The organism is Kitasatospora sp. MBT66, assembly GCF_000710405.2.
In the GTDB taxonomy this organism is placed as follows: Bacteria; Actinomycetota; Actinomycetes; order Streptomycetales; family Streptomycetaceae; genus Kitasatospora; species Kitasatospora purpeofusca.
The window spans coordinates 161404-181906 of the sequence record NZ_JAIY01000006.1 but is presented as its reverse complement, the minus strand read 5'-3'; the positions used below and the strand labels follow the sequence as shown (position 1 = coordinate 181906).

The following is a 20503-nucleotide window of genomic DNA, read 5'->3' as shown; positions in this document are numbered from 1 at the left end:
CGCTCCGGGTGTGACGTGATCACGTAGGCTGATCGCCCACGAAGATCACCAAGAAGATCACCAAGGGGCGGGGAACGATGGCTGCACGGGGGCTGCGGGAGATTCTGGCGGACGCGGGGAGCGGGGTGTTCCCGCCGTCGGACGGGTCGGTGACGGTGGTGCCGCAGCCGTCGCCGCGCGAGGCGGGGGTGCTGTCGTTCTCCGCGCACGCGGTGGTGTTCACCGACGAGGACCCGGACTGGGTGCGGGCGACGCTGGCGGCCACGCCGAGCGACCCGCTGGCCGCGCCGTTGTGCCCGCCGTTCCTGAGCGCGTTCGCCCGCCGCACCGGACGGGAGAACGGCAACATCGACCTGCTGACGGTGGCCGACCGCCTGCCCGGCGAGCCGCCGCTGCCGCTCGCCCCGGTCGAGGACCGGGAGCATCCCCGGGTGGTGCGGGCGCTGCGCTACCGCGACGACGTGCGGGTCTTCGAGGCCGAGGGCGGGAGCGGGGTCCTGGTGCTGGGGCGCGGCGTCGCCGGGCGCTGGGAGTGTGCGATCGAGGTCGGTGCGGCGGCCCGCGGCCGGGGCCTGGGCCGGGCGCTGGCGCTGGCGGCCCGGCACCTGGTCCCGGACGGTGCTGTGGTCTGGTCGCAGCAGGCGCCGGGCAACGCGACCAGCGTGCGGGCCTTCCAGGCCGCCGGCTACCGGCCGGTGGGCGCGGAGACGCTGCTGGTGGTGGGGCGGCCGTGACCGCCGACCGCACCGCCGGGACGGCCGACGCTGCCTCCGGAACGGCCGGCTTCGCCGCCCTCGCCGCCGTCCCCGAGGAGGTGCGGGACCGGCTGGTGACCCGCTTCGGGCCCGGCGCCCGGGAGTGGTGCGCACAGCTGCCGCGGCTGGTGGACGAGCTGGCCGGGCGCTGGGGCCTGGCGGTACGGGCGGCCGGCGGGGGCGGCACGTCGCGGGTGTTCCGCTGCGAGCGGCCGGCCGACGGTGCCGCGGTGTGGCTCAAGCTGACGCCGGACACCGAGGTGGCCCGGCAGGAGGCGGTGGCGCTGACCGCGTGGCGGGAGGTGCCCTCGGTGGTGGGGCTGCTGGCGGAGGACGTCGGGGCCGGGGCGCTGCTGCTGGCGGACGTCCGGCCGGGGACGACGCTGCGCGAGCGCGGTTGGCGGCCGGCGGAGGTGGCGGGGATGCTGACCGGGCTGCGCTCGGTGCCCGCGCCGTCCCGTGCCGCCCTCCCGTCCCTGGCGGAGCGGCTGGACTTCCTGTTCGACCTCACCGAGCGGCGGGCCCCCGGTGTGTCGACGGCGGACGCCCGGGCCCTGACCCGCGAGCTGACCGGCGACGGCGCCCCGCTCGGGCTGGTCCACGGCGACCTGCACCCGGCCAACGCGCTGCTCGGCCCGGCCGGTCCGGTGGCGATCGACCCGCGCGCCTGCCTGGGCGACCCGGACTTCGACCTGGTCGACTGGGCCCTCGACGGCGTGGCCGACCGGGCGGCGCTGTCCGACCGGATCTCGGAGCTGACCGACCTGGTCGCGGGCGCGGACGCCGACCGCGTCCTCGCCTGGTGCCGGGCGGCGGCCGTCCTGATCGCCGCCCCGCGCGTCGCCGCCGGCCGTGGGGACGCCGGCACGGTGTTCCTGCGGGAGCTGGCGGGGCTGTAGCGGGGCCTCCCTCAGCGGGCGGACGGGCCTCAGCGGGCGGACGGGCCTCGGCGGGGGGACGGACCGGGACGCCCGGCGATCCCGGGTCCGCCGCCCGTCGAGGGCGACGGGCGGTGGTTCTCCGCGTCCTTGAGCTCCCGCCGGAGGTCCGACAGGATCGTGGAACCCGGCTGGAAGTCGTACGACTCCAGGCCGGACAGGTCGAGGTCCCGGCGGAGGGCCGCCACCGCCAGGTCTCGCCACCCGTAGAGCTCCTCGGGACGCCGACCGCCTTCCCGCTCCCAGGTCCGGCAGCAGTGCCGCAGGCCGAGGACGGCGCCCCGGGCGGTGGCGGTCGCGCACATGCCGCCCGGCCCGTAGAACCAGCCGTTGAGCGCCGCCGCCACCCGCCCCGCCGCCTCCGGGGTGAGCGGGGAACCGGCGGCGTGCGACAGCCCGCCCAGGATCCGGAAGGCCTCCGGGTAGGACTCCAGCCTGACCTTGTGAAGATCCAGTGCCCAGCCGGACTTGAGGTCGGTCAGCCACCCGGCCCGTTCCCGCCGCTGCTGCGCGAGGGTCAGTGCCGCGCCGACGGCGGCCACCACCAGGGCAACGAGCCCGGACAGCAGGGCCGTGACGATCTGCTCGCTCATGATCCCCGCCTCCGTCACCGGCCGTCCGACGCGCCCATGATGGCAGCCCGACGCACCGTCAGCAGCCTTTTGCCACAAGCGAGTTGTTCGTCCCCGTCCGGGCCGGGGCGTCACCCGACCGCGCGGGCGCCCTCCGGGGCGGTGGCGGCGACGACGCGGACGGCCTCGGCGATCTGCTCGTCCGTCAGGTCGCCGCGCGCGGTCAGCCGCAGCCGCGAGATGCCGTCCGGGACGGACGGGGGGCGGAAGCAGCCGACGGCGAGCCCGGCCCGGCGGCAGTCGGCGGCCCAGCCGACGGCGGCCTCGGGGCCCGGGGCGCGGACGGACACCACGGCCGCATCGGGGGCGGAGGCGTGCAGGCCGGCGGCGGCGAGGCGGGCGGACAGGCTGCGGGCCACCTCCCGGGCGCGCTCGGCGCGGTGGGGTTCGGCGCGCAGCAGCCGCAGCGCGCCGAGGGCGGCACCGGCGGCGGCGGGGGCGAGACCGGTGTCGAAGATGAAGGTGCGGGCGGTCTCGGTGAGGTGGCGAACCACCCGGCGGGGGCCGAGCACGGCGCCGCCCTGGGAGCCGAGCGACTTCGACAGGGTGACCGTGGTGACCAGGTCGGGCGCACCGGCGACACCGGCGGCGGCCGGGGCACCGCTGCCGCCGGGGCCGAGGACGCCCAGGCCGTGCGCGTCGTCGACGAGCAGCGCGGCCCCGAACCTCCGGGTGACGTCGGCGAGTTCGGCGAGCGGGGCGGCGTTGCCGTCGACCGAGAAGACCGAGTCGGTGACCACCAGCGCCCGGGGCCGCTCCCGCCCGGCGAGGATCCCGGCGACGGCGCCCGGATCACTGTGCGGGGCCCGGTGCACGTCCGCCCGGGCGAGGCGGCAGCCGTCGATCAGCGAGGCGTGGTTGTAGGCGTCGGACACGATCAGGGTGTCCGGGTCGGTGAGCGCGGTGAGCGCGGCCAGGTTCGCGGTGTAGCCGGAGGAGAAGACGAGCGCGGCCTCGGCCCCGCAGAAGTCGGCGAGCTCCTGCTCCAGCTCGGTGTGCAGCGCGGTGGTCCCGGTCACCAGCCGGGAGCCGGTGGCACCGGCGCCCCAGCGCAGCGCGGCCTCGGCGGCGGCCCCGGTGACGGCGGGGTGGCGGGTCAGCCCGAGGTAGTCGTTCCCCGCGAGGTCCAGCACCGGGTCGTCGGCGGGCCGGCTGCGCAGCGTCCTGGTGAGCCCGGCCGCCGCCCGCTGCTCCGCGGTCTCGTCGAGCCAGTCGAAGACGGCGCCGGGAGCGAGGGTGCGCGGTTCGGGCGCGGTGCGGTTGACCATGCCCGGCACTCTGGCACGCCCGGCGCGACCCGGGCAATGTGCGCCGTGGCACACGGTCGGCGGGCGGAGGGCGCTGCCCTCGCGGTCGCCCGGCCCGCCCGTTCGTGCGCCCGGGCTTTGCCGGGGGTGGCGGCGAGCAGGCAAGATGGGGCGGTGACCCTCCTTGATCTGATGCCGAAGCCCGCCACGCCCGACGCGCTGTACGAGACGTTCGCCGCCTGGGCGGAGGAGCGCGGGATCTCGCTGTACCCGGCTCAGGAGGAGGCGCTGATCGAGCTGGTGTCGGGGAACAACGTGATCCTGGCGACGCCGACGGGCTCGGGGAAGAGCCTGGTGGCGGCGGGTGCGCACTTCGCGGCGCTCGCGGAGGGGAAGCGGACGTTCTACACGGCGCCGATCAAGGCGCTGGTGTCGGAGAAGTTCTTCGACCTGGTGAAGATGTTCGGGACCGAGCAGGTCGGCATGATGACGGGCGACGCCTCGGTGAACCCGACGGCGCCGATCATCTGCTGCACGGCGGAGGTGCTGGCGCAGATCGCGCTGCGCGACGGCACCCGGGCCGATGTCGGCCAGGTGGTCATGGACGAGTTCCACTTCTACGCGGAGCCGGACCGCGGCTGGGCCTGGCAGATCCCGCTGCTGGAGCTGCCGCAGGCGCAGTTCCTGCTGATGTCGGCGACGCTGGGCGACGTGCGGCGGTTCGAGGAGGACCTCACCCGGCGCACCGGCCGGCCGACGACGGTGGTGCGCAACACGACGCGTCCGGTGCCGCTGTTCTACGAGTACCGCCGTACCACCATGCACGACACGCTGGAGGAGCTGCTGCAGACCGGCCAGGCGCCGGTGTATGTCGTGCACTTCACCCAGAAGGAGGCGGTGGACCGCGCGCAGTCGCTGATGAGCATCAACATGTGCTCGAAGGCGGAGAAGGACGCCATCGCCGAGCTGATCGGGAATTTCCGCTTCACCACCAAGTTCGGACGCAATCTTTCGCGTTTCGTCCGGCACGGGATCGGTGTGCACCACGCGGGCATGCTTCCGAAGTACCGGCGGCTGGTCGAGCGGCTCGCCCAGGCGGGTCTGCTGAAGGTGATCTGCGGGACGGACACGCTCGGCGTGGGCGTCAATGTGCCGATCCGCACGGTGCTGTTCACGGCGCTGTCGAAGTACGACGGGCAGCGGGTGCGGATCCTGCGCGCCCGGGAGTTCCACCAGATCGCCGGACGGGCCGGACGGGCCGGGTTCGACACGGTGGGCCAGGTGGTGGCGCAGGCGCCCGAGCACGTCATCGAGAACGACAAGGCCGTCGCCAAGGCGGGCGACGACCCCAAGAAGAAGCGGAAGATCGTCCGCAAGAAGGCGCCGGAGGGCTTCGTCGGCTGGTCCGAGGAGACCTTCCAGAAGCTGATCGCCGCCGACCCGGAGCCGCTGGTCTCCCGGTTCAAGGTGACCCACGCGATGCTGCTGTCGGTGATCGCGCGGCCGGGCAACGCCTTCGAGGCGATGCGCAAGCTGCTCACCGACAACCACGAGGACCGGGCCTCGCAGCGCCGGCACATCCGCACCGCGATCGCCATCTACCGCTCGCTGCTGGAGGGCGGCGTGGTGGAACGGCTGCCGGAGCCGGACGCCGAGGGCCGGATCGTGCGCCTCACCCTGGACCTCCAGGAGAACTTCGCGCTCAACCAGCCGCTGTCCACCTTCGCCCTGGCCGCCTTCGAGCTGCTCGACCCGACCTCGCCGTCCTTCGCTATGGACGTGGTGTCGGTGGTCGAGGCGACCCTCGACGACCCGCGGCAGATCCTCGCCTCGCAGCAGAACAAGGCGCGCGGCGAGGCCATCGGCGAGATGAAGCGCGACGGCATCGAGTACGAGGAGCGGATGGAGCGGCTCCAGGAGATCACCTACCCGAAGCCGCTGGAGGAGCTGCTCACCCACGCCTACGAGGTGTACCAGCGGGCGCACCCGTGGATCGGCGACCACCAGCTCCAGCCGAAGTCGGTGGTGCGGGACCTCTACGAGCGGGCGATGACCTTCTCGGACTACGTCGGCTTCTACGAGCTGGCCCGCACCGAGGGCATCGTGCTGCGCTACCTGGCCGGCGCGTTCAAGGCGCTGGAGCAGACCGTCCCCGAGGACGTGAAGACCGACGACCTCAAGGACATCATCGCCTGGCTGGGCGAGCTGGTCCGCCAGGTCGACTCCAGCCTGCTGGACGAGTGGGAGCAGTTGGCCAACCCGACCGGACCGCAGACGGCCGAGGTGGTGCTGGACGACAAGCCGGCGCCGGTGACGGCGAACGCGCGGGCGTTCCGGGTGCTGGTGCGCAACGAGATGTTCCGCCGGGTCGAGCTGTGCGCACTGGAGCACTACGACGAACTGGCCGCGCTGGACGGCGAGTACGGCTGGGACGCGGACCGCTGGGCGGACGCCATGGACGGGTACTGGGACGAGTACGACGACCTGAGCACCGGTCCGAACGCGCGCGGCCCGAAGATGCTGATCATCGAGCAGGAGGACTCGGCCTGGCGGGTGCGGCAGATCTTCGACGACCCGGAGGGCGACCACGACTGGGGCATCAGCGCCGAGGTCGACCTCTTCGGCTCGGACGAGGAGGGCCGCGCGGTGGTCCGGGTCACCGCCGTGGACCGACTGGGCGGCTGACGGCACGTCAGCGGCCCAGGCCCCTCGGTTGGTCGGGGCCGGTCAGTGGGCCGTGACCGGTCGGTGAATCGGGGGAGGGGCGGGCCGCGGCCCGCCCCTCCCCCGTCCGGTCCGTGCCGCTACATCCAGACGAACGGCGCGCCCGCGCTGTGCGAGACGGCCCGGGTGGCCTCGTCGAGCTGCTGGTCGAGGCCGGGGGTGCTCGCCGAGGGCACCGGCAGCGGACTCGCCGGGGGGACGGACGCGCCGACGGTGGGCGAGGCGGTGCCGGCACCGGGGACGACGGGGGTGGCCGCGGGGGCGGCCACGCCGCCGGGGTACATCTCGGCGGGCCGCGAACTGGCCACCGTCACGTAGTGGCCGACGAGTTCGACCCGCGGCTCGATGGCGGGCCGGGCCGCTCCGGCAGCCAGCGCCGGCGCGGCGGAGGCGTCCGGGAGGATGAAGGCGACCGAGCCGGACTTGGCGCGCAGCGCCTCGGCGGCGCGGGCCGCGACCGCGGCGTCGGTGAAGCGCAGCAGGGTGACGCTGCTCAGCACCGGCCGGTCCTGGGCGGTGAAGCTGACCGCGAGGTAGCCCTTGCAGCCGGCCTCGCGCAGCAGGTCCAGGGTGCGGTCCTGGAGCACCTCGGTGCAGTTGTCGCCGCGCCGCACGCCGGAGCGCTTGCCCTTGTAGGAGCCGGACTCCACGATCCGCTGGGCGGGGAAGTAGGCCTCCACGTCGAGGGCCTCGGGGTCGACGACGGTGCGCTGCGGCGGGTCGCCGACGATCGGCGGGGTCTTGGACGCCTCCTTGCTGGAGGGGCCCAGCCCGGGTATGTAGTCGCCGGGCGTGGGGCGGGTGACGATCCAGCCGCCGGCCGCGACCACGCCGACGACGGTGATCCAGCCGACGACCCGTCGGGCGGTCACGCGTCTGGGCCGGTGGGCCCCGCCCGGCTGTTCGGACACGTCGTACGCCGGCCGCTCCGCCGGTGATTCTGCCGATGACGGGGCGCGCTCCCCCTGCGTGGTCATGCGGCCGATTGTATGCAGGTCACGAGTGGTGGAGATCACGGGGGCGGGGCGGCGGCCGGGGCGGTGGGAGAGGCGGCCGGGCAGCCGTCGGGACGGTCCGCAGGAGGCTCGCCGGGGGCCCTCGCCGGGGCCCTCGCCGGCGACGTGACCGGCACCACTACCGTGAGCTTCGACACTGTGACAACTCGCACATCCTCCCCGGGATCTTCTGGTGGGTTTCCTCTGGCGTCCGTCGCGGCCCAGCAGGCAGGATCAGGCGCATGGATCTGCTCGATACCCTCACCGCCAAGGGCCTGCGTGGGGAGACCCCCACCCGCGAGGAGGCGCTCGCCGTCCTCGCCACCACTGACGACGAGCTGCTCGACGTGGTCGCGGCCGCCGGGCGGGTGCGCCGGCGGTGGTTCGGCCGCCGGGTCAAGCTCAACTACCTGGTGAACCTGAAGAGCGGGCTGTGCCCGGAGGACTGCTCCTACTGTTCGCAGCGGCTGGGCTCCAAGGCCGAGATCCTGAAGTACACCTGGCTCAAGCCGGACCAGGCCGCCGAGGCGGCGAAGGCCGGCGTGTCGGGCGGCGCCAAGCGGGTCTGCCTGGTGGCGAGCGGCCGCGGTCCGACGGACCGTGACATCGACCGGGTGACCGACACCGTCGCGGCCATCAAGGACGCCGACCCGGCGGTGGAGATCTGCGCCTGCCTCGGTCTGCTCTCCGACAACCAGGCGGAGCGGCTGAAGGCGGCCGGTGTCGACGCCTACAACCACAACCTGAACACCTCCGAGGGCACCTACGGCGACATCACCACCACCCACACCTACGCGGACCGGGTGGACACCGTGCAGAAGGCGCACGGCGCGGGCCTGTCGGCCTGCTCGGGCCTGATCGCGGGCATGGGCGAGAGCGACGAGGACCTGGTGGACGTGGTCTTCGCGCTGCGCGAGCTGGGCTCCGACTCGGTGCCGGTGAACTTCCTGATCCCGTTCGAGGGCACGCCGCTGGCGAAGGAGTGGAACCTCTCGCCGCAGCGCTGCCTGCGGATCCTCGCCATGGTGCGGTTCGTGAACCCGGACACCGAGGTGCGGATCGCCGGCGGCCGCGAGGTGCACCTGCGCAGCATGCAGCCGCTGGGCCTGCACCTCGCCAACTCCATCTTCCTGGGCGACTACCTGACCAGCGAGGGCCAGGCCGGGCAGACCGACCTCGACATGATCGCGGACGCCGGCTTCGAGGTCGAGGGCATGGGCGAGAGCACCCTGCCCCGGCACCGGGCGGACATCGCGGCGGCGGCGGCGGCCACCGGCGGTTGCGGCAGTGGCTCCGCGGGCGGTGGCTGCGGCACGGGCGCCGTGTCCGGCGAGGGCGAGAGCGAGAGCGCGGACGCCGCTGTCGGCGGTGGCTGCGGCACGGGCGGCGGCTGCGGCCCCTGCGGCGGCCACGGGCACGCGGTGCCGGCGGCGACCGTCGGCGCGACCGACGACAAGAACGCCGACAGGGCCGCCGACGAGGTGCGCACCGACCTGGTGCGGGTCCGCCGCCGCGGCGCCGGCACCGAGCTGGCGCCCAACGCCTGACGCCCCGCCCCGCCCGTCCGGGGCCCGGTCCGGCCGGGCCCCGACCGCACCCCTCGGAAAGTGCTCCCCTCATGACCCAGCTGTCCACCGACACCCTGCTCGCGCTCGACCGGGCGCACGTCTGGCACCCGTACGGGCCGATGCCCGGCACCGCCACCCCGTACGTGGTGGAGTCCGCCTCCGGCGTCCGGCTGCGGCTGGCCGCACCGGTCGCGGGCGGGCGGCGCGAGCTGGTCGACGGCATGTCGTCCTGGTGGGCGGCGATCCACGGGTACGGGCACCCGGTGCTGGACGAGGCGGTGCGCGGGCAGTTGGGGCGGATGAGCCACGTCATGTTCGGCGGGCTCACCCACGAGCCCGCCGTCCGGCTGGCGGCCACCCTGGTGGAGATCACCCCGGAGCCGCTGCGGCACGTGTTCCTCGCCGACTCGGGCTCGGTGGCCGTCGAGGTCGCGATGAAGATGTGTCTGCAGTACTGGCAGTCCGTGGGCCGGCCGGAGAAGCGGCGGCTGCTCACCTGGCGCGGCGGCTACCACGGGGACACCTTCCACCCGATGTCGGTGTGCGACCCGGAGGGCGGCATGCACCAGCTCTGGGGCGGGGTACTGCCCCAGCAGCTGTTCGTGGACGAGCCGCCGGCCGGCTTCGACGCCCCGATCGACGACGCGTACGCCCGGGCCTTCGAGGAGCTGGTGGAGCGCCACGCGGGCGAACTGGCGGCGGTGATCGTGGAACCGGTGGTGCAGGGCGCCGGCGGGATGCGCTTCCACTCCCCCGCCTACCTCCGGATGCTGCGCGAACTGTGCGACCGGCACGGGGTGTTGCTCGTCTTCGACGAGATCGCCACCGGCTTCGGCCGCAGCGGCGAGCTGTTCGCCGCCGACCACGCGGGCGTCGCCCCGGACGTGATGTGCCTCGGCAAGGCGCTGACGGGTGGCTACCTCACCATGGCGGCCACCCTGTGCACCGCGGAGATCGCGGACGGCATCAGCCGCGGCGCGATGCCGGTGCTGGCGCACGGGCCGACGTTCATGGGCAACCCGCTGGCGGCGGCGGTCGCCAACGCCTCGATCGACCTGCTGCTCGGGCAGGACTGGGCGACCGAGGTGAAGCGGATCGGCACCGGGCTGGCCGCGGGCCTGGCGGACGCCGCCGCGCTGCCGGGCGTCAAGGACGTCCGGGTGCTCGGCGCGATCGGCGTCGTGCAGTTGGACCACCCGGTGGACATGGCGGCGGCGACCGAGGCGGCCGCGCGCGAGGGCGTCTGGCTGCGCCCGTTCCGGGACCTCGTCTACACCATGCCGCCGTACATCACCGGCGACGAGGACGTGGCGCGGATCGCCCGGGCCGTCACCGCGGCGGCCGCCGCCGGATGAGCGCCGCGGCCGGGAACACGACGGACAGGAACGGCAACGGCAACGAGAACATGGGTATGGGCATGGGCACGGACGGGGACATGAGCGGGAACGCGGGCAGCGGCCCTGGCACTGGAACGAACACGGGCATCGGCACCGGCACTGGCACTGGCACGGACGGCACCACGCGCGGACGCGTCGTCTTCGTCACCGGGACCGGCACCGAGGTCGGCAAGACCGTCACCACGGCGGCCGTCACGGCGAGCGCCCTGCGGGCCGGTCTGCGGGTCGCGGTGCTCAAGCCCGGCCAGACCGGGGTCGCCCCCGAGGAGCCGGGCGACGCCGAGGAGGTCCGCCGGCTGGCCGGGCCCGCGGCCCCGGCCCCGGACGCCCTCACCCTGCGCGAACTCGCCCGCTACCCCGAGCCCTTGGCGCCCGACACGGCGGCCCGCCGGTCCGGCCTGCCGTGCCTGGCGCCCGAGGACGTGGCGAAGGAGGTCGCGGCCCTGGCCGAGCGGCACGACCTGGTGCTGGTCGAGGGCGCCGGCGGGCTGCTGGTGCGCTACGACGAGCAGGGCCGGACGCTGGCCGACCAGGCCCGGGCGGTGCGTGAACTCGGCCTGCCCGCCGAGGTGCTGCTGGTGGCGACGGCCGGTCTCGGCACGCTGAACACCACCGCGCTCACGGCCGAGGCGCTGGCCGCGCGCGGTCTGCCGCTGCTCGGCGTGGTGGTCGGCGCCTGGCCGGACTCCCCCGGGCTGGCCGACCGCTGCAACCTCGCCGACCTGCCGCGGGCGGCCGCCGGTGCGCCGCTGCTCGGCGCGCTGCCCGAACGGGCGGGCCGGGCGGCGGACTTCACCGCGCTCGCGGTCGCCGCGCTCGCGCCCGCGCTGCACGGCAGTTGGGACGCCGCCGCCTTCACCGCCGAGCACGGGGCCGGCTGAACCCGGGGGCCGGGGACCGACCGAACCGGGGACGGTCACCGGGGGGCGGCCGGGCACGCACCGCCGCCCACCACCGCGCACCGCCACGCCCCCTGCGCCCCCGGTGGCGGAACCGCACCGTTTTCGCTCGATCGGGTGAGATCGCGGCCCGACCCCGCCCCCGGCCCCCGGACGCTCAATACGGTTCTCCGCATGACGGATGGCCTGATGGTGGACGAGGCCCTGCGGGCCCTGGCCGCGCTCGAAGCGGCTTGGAAGGACGACGACGAGGCCCTGGCCGCGCTGGCCGCCGGGGGGCCGACCGAGCAGCCGCTCGCCGCGCTGGTCGCGCGCTACGGCGAGCACGCCGTCGACACGCTGATGGCGCTGGCCTTCGGCCTGCGGTCGAGCATGACCGACGAGGAACTCGCCGAACTCACCGACGCGGTGAGCTCCAACATCGGCGCCCGGATGAGCGCCCTGCTCACCCGGACGCTGCGCGCCTGGGGCGAGACGGCCGGGGACGACCTGGGCGTGGTCAAGGTGATCGCGCACGCGGTGATCGACGCCATGCGGGCCGTCACCGAGGAGCCGAGCAAGACCGATGTGCTGCCCCTGCTCGCCACTTTCCGCACCTACGCGCTGAGCGACAGTTCCTGACGGTTCGTCAGTCACGAGGGTTCCCGGACGGCGGAGGCGGGCGCCCGAACCGGGGTCCGATCCGGCCATCAGGCGGCCTTGAAGTGCCCTTGACACCCTCAAAGGTCTATACCATGCTGCCATCCGGCGCCCGGACGGCGGAGTCTTCTCCGCTTCCGCGGCGCCATTTCGGCGCAGGTGAGAGCGACGAACGGGGGCCGTATTGTGCTGGTGCATATCCTGGGACCACTCCAGGTCGACGTCGACGGAAGGCCGGTACCACTCGGGGGACGACGCAGCCAACTCCTGCTGGCGACCCTCGCCCTGACACCCAACTGGGTCGTCCCGCTGGACCGGCTGGTGGACAACCTGTGGGGCGCCGCCCCACCGGCCAGCGCCCGGACGCAGATCCGGATCTGCGTCTCGCAGCTGCGCCGCGTGTTCGCCGACGCGGGCGCGCCACCGGTGATCGAGACCCATCCGAACGGCTACCGGCTCCGACTCGGGCCCGGTGAGCTGGACGCCACGCTGTTCAACGAGGAGGTCGCCCGCGCCCGGATGCGGGCCGCCGCCGGCCACCTCCCCGAGGCCGCCGCCGTCCTGCGGCAGGCCCTCGCCCGGTGGACCGGGCCCGCCATGGCGGGCCTGGACTGCCCGGCGCTGGAGTCCTGGGCCCGCCGGCTGGAGGAGAACCGGCTGCGCGCGGTCGAGGAGCGGGTGCGCCTGGAACTGGCCCTCGGCCGCTCCGGGGACCTGGTCGGCGAGCTGCTCGAACTGGTCTCCGCGCATCCGTTCCGCGAGCATCTGCACGCCCTGCTGATGCAGGCCCTGCACAGCTCCGGGCGGACCGTGGAGGCGCTCGGCGTCTACCGCACCCTGCGCGCCCAGCTGGTCGAGGAGCTGGGCCTGGAGCCGGGGCCGGAGCTGCGGACGCTGGAGCAGGACATCCTCAACGGCGCCTGCCCGGCCCGCTGAGCCGTCCGTCGGGCCTCCCGGACCCGGCCGGTCCACGCTGGCCGCGCCGGCCGCTCCCGGTCCCCCGGGCCACCCGCCCGGGCCGGGCCGGCCGGTGCGGCTCGGCCGGGTGCGTCCCAGCCGATGCGCCTCGGCCGGTACGGCTCAGCCGGTGTGCCGCCACCAGAACGACCCCGGCTCGTAGTGCTCGGTGACCCCGAGCCTGCGCCAGAGCGGCTCGGCGATCCGCCGCAGCTTTGGGTCGGCGTGCACGAAGGCGTCCGGCAGCTCGACGTCGAACCGCCCCGGCGCGGCCGTCAGCAGCGCCGCCAGCAGGTACTGCTCGGAGTAGTGCCGCCAGCGCCACGAGCTCGGGTAGTCCGCCGGGAGCATGATGTCGTGCACGTGGACGATCACCCCCGGCTTGAGCACCGGCAGCACCTCGAAGAAGAACACCGCGACGTCCGAGCCCATGTGGAGCCGGTGCGACCCGTCGAAGAAGACGATGTCGCCCGGCTCCAGCTCGCGGAACACCGCGAGGTCGGCGTGCTGGAGCGGGGTGCGGACCACCTCGTCGCAGAGACGGTCCACGGTGGCGCGCGGGGCCGGGTCGATCGAGGTGATCCGGGTGCTCAGCCCGAGGTCCTCGACGGCCCGGCGGGCGAACTTGGTGGAGTTGCCGGAGCCGATCTCCAGGTAGCGGGCGGGCCGCAGCTGGGCCAGGAACCCGTACAGCGACAGTGCGTCCAGCGGCGGCAGCCAGCCGTTGTTCCAGTAGGGCGTGGAGCCGGCCGCGGTGCCCCGCAGCGGGATGCCGCCCAGCGTGTCGCCCAACTCCACGAAGCCGGCCAGGCGTTCCGCGTAGCGATCCCGGTTCTTCTCCAACAGCTCTCGCACCTCGGTGAGTTCGGCGCGCGGCTCGGGAGTGACCACGTGGTCCCAGAACAGCGGCTTGCGCAGCCCGAACGCCCACAGGGTGAGGCCGTGCAGCACCGGTCGCTCGCCGAGCCAGTCCACCGGCCGGCGCAGCGCGGGCAGGCGCTCCAGCAGTTCGACGCCGGAGGCGGTACGGACGGCGGTCCGCAGATCCTTGAGCACCATGTCGTGTCCTTTCGGGGGGGGTTCAGAGCGAGAGCCAGAGGTCCTGCAGCCGGTGTTCGGAGATGCCCTCGGCGGACCGGAAGTCGTAGCGGTGGACCTTCACCGGGCCGCGGGTGAAGCTCCAGTCCAGCCGCCAGAGCGGGTAGGGGCGGTTGATCGCGCTGTCCCAGTCGAAGCCGGCCGGTGCGGAGAATTTCCAACTCAGCGGCAGGAAGTCATTGTTGGCGCGAATCGCGTCGTCCGCGAGCGAGCGGACCCCGTCCAGGTCGCGCATCGCGGGACTGGCGTTGAAGTCGCCGGCGATCACCGTGCGGTTGGGGTTGCCCTTGAGGTCGGTCTCCAGGCCCCGGATCTCCTCCTGGCGCCAGGCGAACTTGCGCTTGAAGTAGGAGTCGAAGTCGAAGCCCGAGAACGGGTCGAGGTCGGGCGCCAGCGGCACGGTGACATGCACGTTGTAGACGCTGAGCAGGGTGCCGCCGACCTGGAGGTCGGTGCGCATCACCTTGTCGCGGGCGAAGATCCGGCTGAAGGAGGCGTCCGCCTCGAGGGCGGCGCCGGTGCCGACGGAGCGCTGCTCGACGATCGGGTAGCGGGAGATGGTGAGCAGCTCCCCGGTGCGGGCGATGTGGTAGCCGGGGAACTCGGCGGCGAGCCGGGCGTCGTCGTCGAGCCGGCGGTAGCCGTCCTCGCCGAGGCCGGGCTGCCAGACCACGTGCTCCTGGAACAGGTACACATCGGCGTTCTGACGGTGGATCAGGTCGTAGAGCCGGTCGACGCCGGTGGACGCGGCCCAGTACTGGGTGTTGAAGGAGACCACGTGGAGCGCTCCGGCCGGGACCGTCCGCTCGCCGTGCCACAGGGCGGGCCAGTTGAGGCCGGAGCCGGTGGTGAGGCCGAGCAGCAGCGGCGGCAGGGCGAGTCCGAGCGCCCAGCCGCGGCGGGGGCCGCAGGCGCCCGCGGCGGCGAGCACCAGGAACAGCGGCACGGCGACGAGGAGGACCGGCGGGACGGCGTCGAACAGGATCGCCCAGTGCCAGCGTCCGCTGACCGACCAGCGGAAGAAGGCGTAGATCAGCCAGATGCCGGTGAGGCCGACCAGGGCGCGGCCGTACCAGGTGCGCAGCCGTCGGGCGGCCCGGCGGGCCCGGGTGGGTTCGGGGGTCGGTCCGCCGTCCGGTCCGTCGGCGGGTGCCTCGGCGGTCGCCCCGGCCGGGTCGTCCCGCCGGTACATCCGGCGGAACTCCCGGCTGACCGCGAACCGGCCGACCCCGGCGGCGAGTCCGGCGGTGACGACGGCGTTCAGCAGGAGGTGGCAGAGGGTGAAGAAGGCGAGGAAGCGGTAGCCGCGCTCTTGGCGGACGAAGCGGTACTGCCCGAGGTCGGTGAGGACGAAGGCGGCGAGCAGCAGGGCGGTGGCGAGCGCGGCCGCGGGCTGCCAGGCGATCAGGGGCAGGCTCAGCAGGGTGAGTGCGGCGAGCACCGAGGCGAGGGCCCGGCCGGGGGTCTCCATGCCCTGCATCGCCCGTCCGCGGTCGAGGTAGAACGGCACCCGCAGCCGGCTGCGCACGAAGGCCTTGCGCAGCAGCGGGCGGAGCCGGTTCTCGTCGGAGAGCCGGCCCCGGACGCGTGAGGTGAGCAGCATGGGGTGGCGGGCGGCGAGCCGTTCGGCGTGGTCGATCTCCTCGGTCTGGCGCAGTGCCGGATTGAACGGCCCGGCTTCCAGGAAGGCGGTGCGGCGGACGGCGCCGAGGGCGTAGAAGCCGCCGCTGACCAGTCCTTCGGCGCTCTTGCGCCAGTAGTGGTACTGGAGGATGCGGTACTGGCCGACGGGGCCCTCGGGGAACAGGGGTTCCTTGTCGGGGACGCCGAACACGGCGCCGTACTCGGGGTGTTCGGCGAAGACGGCGACGGCTTCGGCGACGGCGTCGGGGTGCATCGCGAGGTCGGCGTCGAGGAAGAAGACGATGTCGCCGGTGGCGTGTTCGACGCCGAGGTTGCGGGTGGCGCCGGGGCCGCCGTTGCGTTCGGCGCGGATCAGGGTGACGGGGTGGGCGGCGGCGAGCGCGGCGGAGTCGTCGGTGCTGGCGTCGTCGACGACGATCACCTCGTGCACGGGGTGGCTCTGGGCGAGGACGGAGCCGAGGCAGAGGTCGACGGTGCGGCTGTCGTTGTACATCGGCACGACCACCGAGACGAGCGGTGTGGTGGGCATGGCTCCTCGTTCGGAACGGCGGGGGGTCAACGGGCTCGGGTTTCCGGTGAGTTCGTTCAGGTGAGCTGGAAGGTGAGCAGGAGGGCGACCCAGAGCGCGGCGGTGGCGAGCATGGCCCGGTCGCGCAGCAGGGTGTGCACGGGGTTCCCGCCCTCGGCGTGCACGACGACGATCTGCAGGTAGCGGAACAGGGCGAACAGGGCCAGCGGGGCGGTGAGCAGCGCGCCGGTCTCGTAGCCGGACTCGGTGCGCAGGTACAGCAGGTAGCCGACGACGGTGAGTCCGGAGCAGAGCACCAGCACCAGGTCGAGGAAGTGCGCGGAGTAGCCGACCAGCGCGGGGCGGTGGCCGCTGCCGGCGACGCCGAGTTCGTGGCGTCGTTTGCCGACGATGAGGACCAGGCAGAGGGTGAGCACGGTGAGCACCAGCCAGGCGGAGAGCGGTCGTCCGCTGGCCCCGTAGCCGCCGAGCAGGCGGAGCACGAAGCCGGTGGCGACGACGAACACGTCCAGCAGCGGGAGGTGTTTGAGCCGCCAGCTGTAGGCGGCGTTGACGCCGAGGTAGAGCAGGACGGGTGCGGCGACGCCCGGTCCGGCGACGGCCAGCACGGGCACGAGCAGGGCGGCGAGGAGCAGCGCGAGGCCGACGGCGGTGCGCGGGGCGACCCGTCCGGAGGCGAGCGGCCGGTGGCGTTTGACGGGGTGGCGGCGGTCGCGTTCGACGTCGGCGAGGTCGTTGACGACGTAGACGAGCGAGGAGGCGAGGACGAAGGCGCCGACGGCGACGGCGATCCGGGCGGTCATGTCCCAGGCGAGGTCGGCGCCGAGCAAGGGCAGCGGGACGACCAGGATGTTCTTGGGCCACTGGCCGGGCCGGAGCAGGGCGAGCGGTGCGGGCAGCCGGGAGGGCCCGGCGGTGCGGCGGGCGGGCTCGGGCGGTCCTTCGGGGCGGCCCGTCTCGTGCTGCGAGCTCTGTTCGCTCAGGGAGGTCATGGCGGAGCGCTCCTCAGAAGAAGATCTTCACGGCGGACAGCAGTCCCTGGCTCCACGGGTCGCGGCTGGTGCGGCCCGCGTCGGGGCCGCCGGTGCGCGGGGCGGCCGGGGTCTCGTGCCGGGCGGTGCGCCACCAGTCGTAGGTGCGCAGGATGGCGTCCCGGTTGGAGAGCTTGGGGTCGAAGCCGAGCCGGTCGCGGGCCTTGTCGATGGAGACGTAGGAGTCGGCGGTGAGCTTGTGCAGCAGGCGTCCGTAGACGGGCGACAGGCGGGCGCGCTGCAGGGTGTTGAGGACGGCGAGGGCGGGCCGGGCGGGCAGGCCGACGACGTGCTTGCCGTGGCCGGCGGCGTCCAGGACGGCCTGGAAGTCCTCGCGCAGGGTGCCGAATTCGGCGGCGGCGAGGTTGTAGGTGTCGTTGGCGAGGTGGTCGGGGGCGTGCAGGACGGTGACCACCGCGTCCACCAGGTCGTCGATGCCGAACATCTGGGTGCGGACGTCGCCCCGGCCGAGCACGGGGAAGTTGCGGCCCTCCTCGGCCCATTCGAAGAGCATCGCGAACAGGCCCATCCGGCCGGGGCCGACGAAGGTCTTGGGCCGCAGGATCGGGACGCACAGGCCGTCGGCGCGGTGGCGTTCGGCGATCTCCTCGGCGGCGGCCTTGGCGCGGCTGTAGGTGTCGACGGGTTCGCGGGGGTGGGTCTCGGGGGTGGGGACCCGGCGGGGCAGGCCGTAGACGGCGGTGGAGGAGATGTGCACCACGCGCGGGGTGCCGGCGGCGCGGGCGGCGGCGAAGACGGCGCGGGTGCCGTCGACGATGATGGAGCGGATCTGCTCGTCCGGGTAGCTGGGGAGCGCGGCGGCGGCGTGGACCAGGATGTCGGCGCCGTGCAGGGCGCGGTCGAGGGCGGTGCGGTCGCGGATGTCGCCGACCACCTCGACGCCGGGGCCGGGGCGCAGGTCGATGCCGCGTACTTGGTGGCCGTCGGCGGTGAGGCGTTCGGCGAGACGCGAGCCGAGCATGCCGGCGGCGCCGGTGACGGCCACGGTGAGGCGGGGGCCGGGGCGGGCTTCGGGGGCAGGGCGGGCTTCCGGGGTAGGGCGGGCTTCGGGGGCGGTGCCGGAGCCTGCGTCGGGACGGCCGTCGGGGCCGGTCGGGGTCACCACTGCGAGGCCACCTTCTGCTTGACGAAGCGGGTGACCAGCCGGCCGAGCCCCTCCTCGAGAACGGTGCCGAGGGCGTCCACGGTCCGCTCGACGTCGGCCGGTTCGGTGATCAGGGACGGCCCGATGATCAGCGGATTGCGGCCGTTGAGGGTGTAGTAGGCGAAGATGCCGTGGTCCTGGTAGAGGGCGCTGATGACGGCGCAGGTGACCAGCTTCGTCTTGAACCGGGGGTCGCGCGCCATCCCGCCGGGCGCGAGCTTGGCGACCAGGTCGAGGATCCGCGGCCCGCCGTCGATGAAGACCCCCCACAGGGCGCCCGCGCCGTCCACCCTGGCGACGGTGTCCGGGTGCTCCTTGGCGAGCCGCCGCAGGCCCGGTTCGAGGACGGCCCCGATCGCCCGGGCCCGGGCCGGGTAGTCGTCCTCGATCGCGATGTTGACGGCCTCCAGCGCGGTGGCGCACTCCTCGCCGAAGCCGTAGTAGGTGGTCGAGGTGGACTGCAGCAGGGCGTCGCCGAGGTTGTCGTAGGCCTTGCGGAAGACCGGTTCGCGGGCGACGAACGCCGAGATGGAGGACTTGCCGCCGCCGAAGGACTTGGAGGTGGTGAGCACGTCCGGCAGCAGGCCCGGGTAGCGCATGAAGTGGAAGAGCGTGCCGGTCTTGCCCCAGCCGGTGTAGATCTCGTCGAAGATCAGCACGATCTTCTCGCGGTCGCACAGCTCGCGCAGGCCGCGCAGGAACTCCTCCGAGCAGGCCTCGATGGTGGAGGCGCTGAACGGCTCGATCAGGATCGCGTAGACGTCGCCGGGGTGGGCGGCCACGGCGCGCCGCACGGAGGCGAGGTCGTTGTAGGTGAAGGTGTCGATGCCCGGGATGGTGGGGAACGCGAACTGCGACTGCCCGGTGAGGCCGCCGGAGCCGAGGAGCTTGCCGTGGAAGGCCCGGTCCGCGCGCAGCACCGTCCGGCGCTTGCCGTTGTGGTACTTGAAGGCGAGCTTGACGGCGCCCTCGACCGCCTCGGCGCCGGAGTTGGGGAGGAAGGACATCGACAGGTCGCCGGGCAGCACCTCGGCCAGGTTGTGGCCGAGGGCGGCGAGGTAGGGCGAGAAGTAGGTCTTGTGGACCTCCATCCGGCGCTCGCGGGCGAAGCGCTCCCGCACGGCGAGGATGCGGGGGTGGTTGTGGCCGTGGTTGAGCACGCCCACGCCGCCGGTGACGTCGAGGATCCGCCGGCCGTCGGTGAGGGTGAGGTGGGCGCCCTCGGCGTGCGCGACCAGCTCGCGGCCGAAGCCGAAGGAGGTCATCAGCGAGACCTGGCTCTTGTTCACGTACCGGCGGTACAGGTCGTGCACCTCGCCGACCTCGAACCGTTCGGCGTCGTCAAGGGTGTACACGGGAATCTCCGATCGGAGTGGGGGCTGGGGCGGGGACTGAGGCTGGGGCGGGCGTGGGGAGCGTGCCGCTGTCGGCGTCGGTACGGGTGCCCGGGGCGTCGGTACGGGTGCCCGGGGCGCCGAGCCGGGCCCGGGCCAGCGCCAGGACGACGGCGGAGCTGCCGAGTTCGGCGGCCACGCACACCACGCGGCTGGCGACGGCCGCCGTCGCCGCGGTGCCGTCGGGCAGCGCGGCCGCGAGCGCGGCGGCGATGGTCAGCTCGCGCACGCCCCAGCCGTCGGGGACGACCACGGCGAGGCTGCTCACCACGGTGGCGAGCGCGAACGCCCCGATCGCCGGCCCCGCGGAGGACACGGCCGGCGCACCGAGGGCGATCGCCAGGAACCACAGGTGCAGCCCGGACACCAGCCAGGCGGCGACCGCCAGCGCGATCGCCCGGCGGACGGCGGCGTCCGGCGGCGGCTCCACGGTGCGGCGGGCCAGCCGGGCGAGCGCCACCACCGGCCCGGTCGCCAGGGCGGGCCTGGCCAGGCAGGCGAGCAGGCCGAGGACGGGCAGGACCAGCCAGAACCACTGCCCCGGCAGGACGGCGGGCGCGGCGAACAGGCTGACGCAGGCTCCGGTGAGCACGGTGAGCGCGAGGCTCAGCAGATAGGCGGAGGTCATCGCGGCGGCCGGCACGCCCACCGCGCGGCCGTGGGTGACATGGGTGACCACGCCCCACACCCGGCCGGGCAGGTACTTGGACAGCTGGCCGAGGAAGTAGATCCGGGCCGCGAGCAGGCCCCGGACCGGGCCCGGCGTGCCGGGGGCACTGCCGGGCGGCGCGGGCACCAGCACCCGCCAGGCGTGCACGGCGAGGACCAGGCCGCCGACGTTGGCGGCCAGCGCGGCGAGCAGCGGCGGCACCGCGTCGGCGCGGGCGAGGG

General features: G+C 74.2%; 17 protein-coding genes. 8 read left to right on the top strand and 9 right to left on the bottom strand.

The genetic code is table 11. The features are described 5' to 3' along the window. The first annotated feature begins 77 nt into the window (after positions 1-77). The gene (locus BI06_RS13365) at positions 78-734 is read left to right on the top strand and encodes a GNAT family N-acetyltransferase (RefSeq protein WP_051740971.1); all 657 of its coding nucleotides are present in this window, start codon (positions 78-80) and stop codon (positions 732-734) included. Beyond that, positions 731-1654, top strand: coding sequence for an aminoglycoside phosphotransferase family protein (locus tag BI06_RS13360; protein ID WP_082558459.1), 924 nt, complete (start codon positions 731-733; stop codon positions 1652-1654). Before BI06_RS13365 ends, BI06_RS13360 begins: the two co-directional genes overlap by 4 nt. A gap of 29 nt (positions 1655-1683) precedes the next feature. Here the strand turns inward: BI06_RS13360 and BI06_RS55115 are convergent, their stop codons facing one another. Beyond that, a complete protein-coding gene (locus tag BI06_RS55115) occupies positions 1684-2286 on the bottom strand; it encodes a hypothetical protein (protein ID WP_030395688.1) in 603 nt (200 codons plus the stop codon). A 110-nt stretch (positions 2287-2396) separates the two neighbouring features. Then, positions 2397-3593 carry an 8-amino-7-oxononanoate synthase gene (locus BI06_RS13350; protein WP_043468249.1) on the bottom strand — a complete coding sequence of 399 codons (1197 nt, stop codon included), beginning with the start codon at positions 3591-3593 and terminating at the stop codon, positions 2397-2399. A gap of 153 nt (positions 3594-3746) precedes the next feature. On the opposite strand from BI06_RS13350, the gene BI06_RS13345 reads away from it, so the two are divergent. Beyond that, a complete protein-coding gene (locus BI06_RS13345) occupies positions 3747-6257 on the top strand; it encodes an RNA helicase (RefSeq protein ID WP_043468246.1) in 2511 nt (836 codons plus the stop codon). 119 nt (positions 6258-6376) lie between these two features. On the opposite strand, the gene BI06_RS50690 is transcribed toward BI06_RS13345, so the two are convergent. Then, a complete protein-coding gene (locus tag BI06_RS50690) occupies positions 6377-7273 on the bottom strand; it encodes a hypothetical protein (protein ID WP_158516429.1) in 897 nt (298 codons plus the stop codon). 260 nt (positions 7274-7533) lie between these two features. On the opposite strand from BI06_RS50690, the gene bioB reads away from it, so the two are divergent. The 5 genes from bioB to BI06_RS13315 all read left to right on the top strand — a co-directional run bounded on the left by bioB (position 7534) and on the right by BI06_RS13315 (position 12730). Beyond that, positions 7534-8838, top strand: coding sequence for a biotin synthase BioB (gene bioB / locus BI06_RS13335; RefSeq protein WP_043468241.1), 1305 nt, complete (start codon positions 7534-7536; stop codon positions 8836-8838). Positions 8839-8909: 71 nt separating this feature from the next. Further along, a complete protein-coding gene (locus BI06_RS13330) occupies positions 8910-10214 on the top strand; it encodes an adenosylmethionine--8-amino-7-oxononanoate transaminase (RefSeq protein WP_030395684.1) in 1305 nt (434 codons plus the stop codon). Then, entirely contained in the window at positions 10211-11137 is a 927-nt protein-coding gene (gene bioD / locus BI06_RS13325) for a dethiobiotin synthase (RefSeq protein ID WP_233290137.1), read from the top strand. The genes BI06_RS13330 and bioD overlap by 4 nt, the downstream gene beginning before the upstream one ends. Before the next feature lie 192 nt (positions 11138-11329). Continuing rightward, the gene (locus tag BI06_RS13320; RefSeq protein WP_063764289.1) at positions 11330-11776 is read left to right on the top strand and encodes a hypothetical protein; all 447 of its coding nucleotides are present in this window, start codon (positions 11330-11332) and stop codon (positions 11774-11776) included. Between the two features lie 210 nt (positions 11777-11986). Further along, the gene (locus tag BI06_RS13315; RefSeq protein WP_149030370.1) at positions 11987-12730 is read left to right on the top strand and encodes an AfsR/SARP family transcriptional regulator; all 744 of its coding nucleotides are present in this window, start codon (positions 11987-11989) and stop codon (positions 12728-12730) included. 144 nt (positions 12731-12874) lie between these two features. Here the strand turns inward: BI06_RS13315 and BI06_RS13310 are convergent, their stop codons facing one another. The 6 genes from BI06_RS13310 to BI06_RS13285 all read right to left on the bottom strand — a co-directional run. Further along, positions 12875-13810, bottom strand: coding sequence for a class I SAM-dependent methyltransferase (locus tag BI06_RS13310; protein ID WP_051740967.1), 936 nt, complete (start codon positions 13808-13810; stop codon positions 12875-12877). Positions 13811-13832: 22 nt separating this feature from the next. Next, positions 13833-16022: a glycosyltransferase gene (locus BI06_RS50685; protein WP_158516428.1), complete on the bottom strand. Its 2190-nt coding sequence runs from the start codon at positions 16020-16022 to the stop codon at positions 13833-13835. A gap of 56 nt (positions 16023-16078) precedes the next feature. Continuing rightward, entirely contained in the window at positions 16079-17014 is a 936-nt protein-coding gene (locus BI06_RS13300; RefSeq protein ID WP_030395678.1) for a UbiA prenyltransferase family protein, read from the bottom strand. A 13-nt stretch (positions 17015-17027) separates the two neighbouring features. Continuing rightward, on the bottom strand, positions 17028-18059 hold the full coding sequence (locus BI06_RS13295) for an NAD(P)-dependent oxidoreductase (protein ID WP_043469444.1): 1032 nt from the start codon (positions 18057-18059) through the stop codon (positions 17028-17030). A 113-nt stretch (positions 18060-18172) separates the two neighbouring features. After that, complete coding sequence (locus BI06_RS13290; protein ID WP_030395676.1) at positions 18173-19573, bottom strand: aspartate aminotransferase family protein; 1401 nt, start codon at positions 19571-19573, stop codon at positions 18173-18175. Further along, positions 19560-20503: lysylphosphatidylglycerol synthase domain-containing protein (locus BI06_RS13285; RefSeq protein ID WP_051740965.1), on the bottom strand; the 944-nt coding region annotated here is incomplete at its 5' end. The genes BI06_RS13285 and BI06_RS13290, both read right to left, overlap by 14 nt.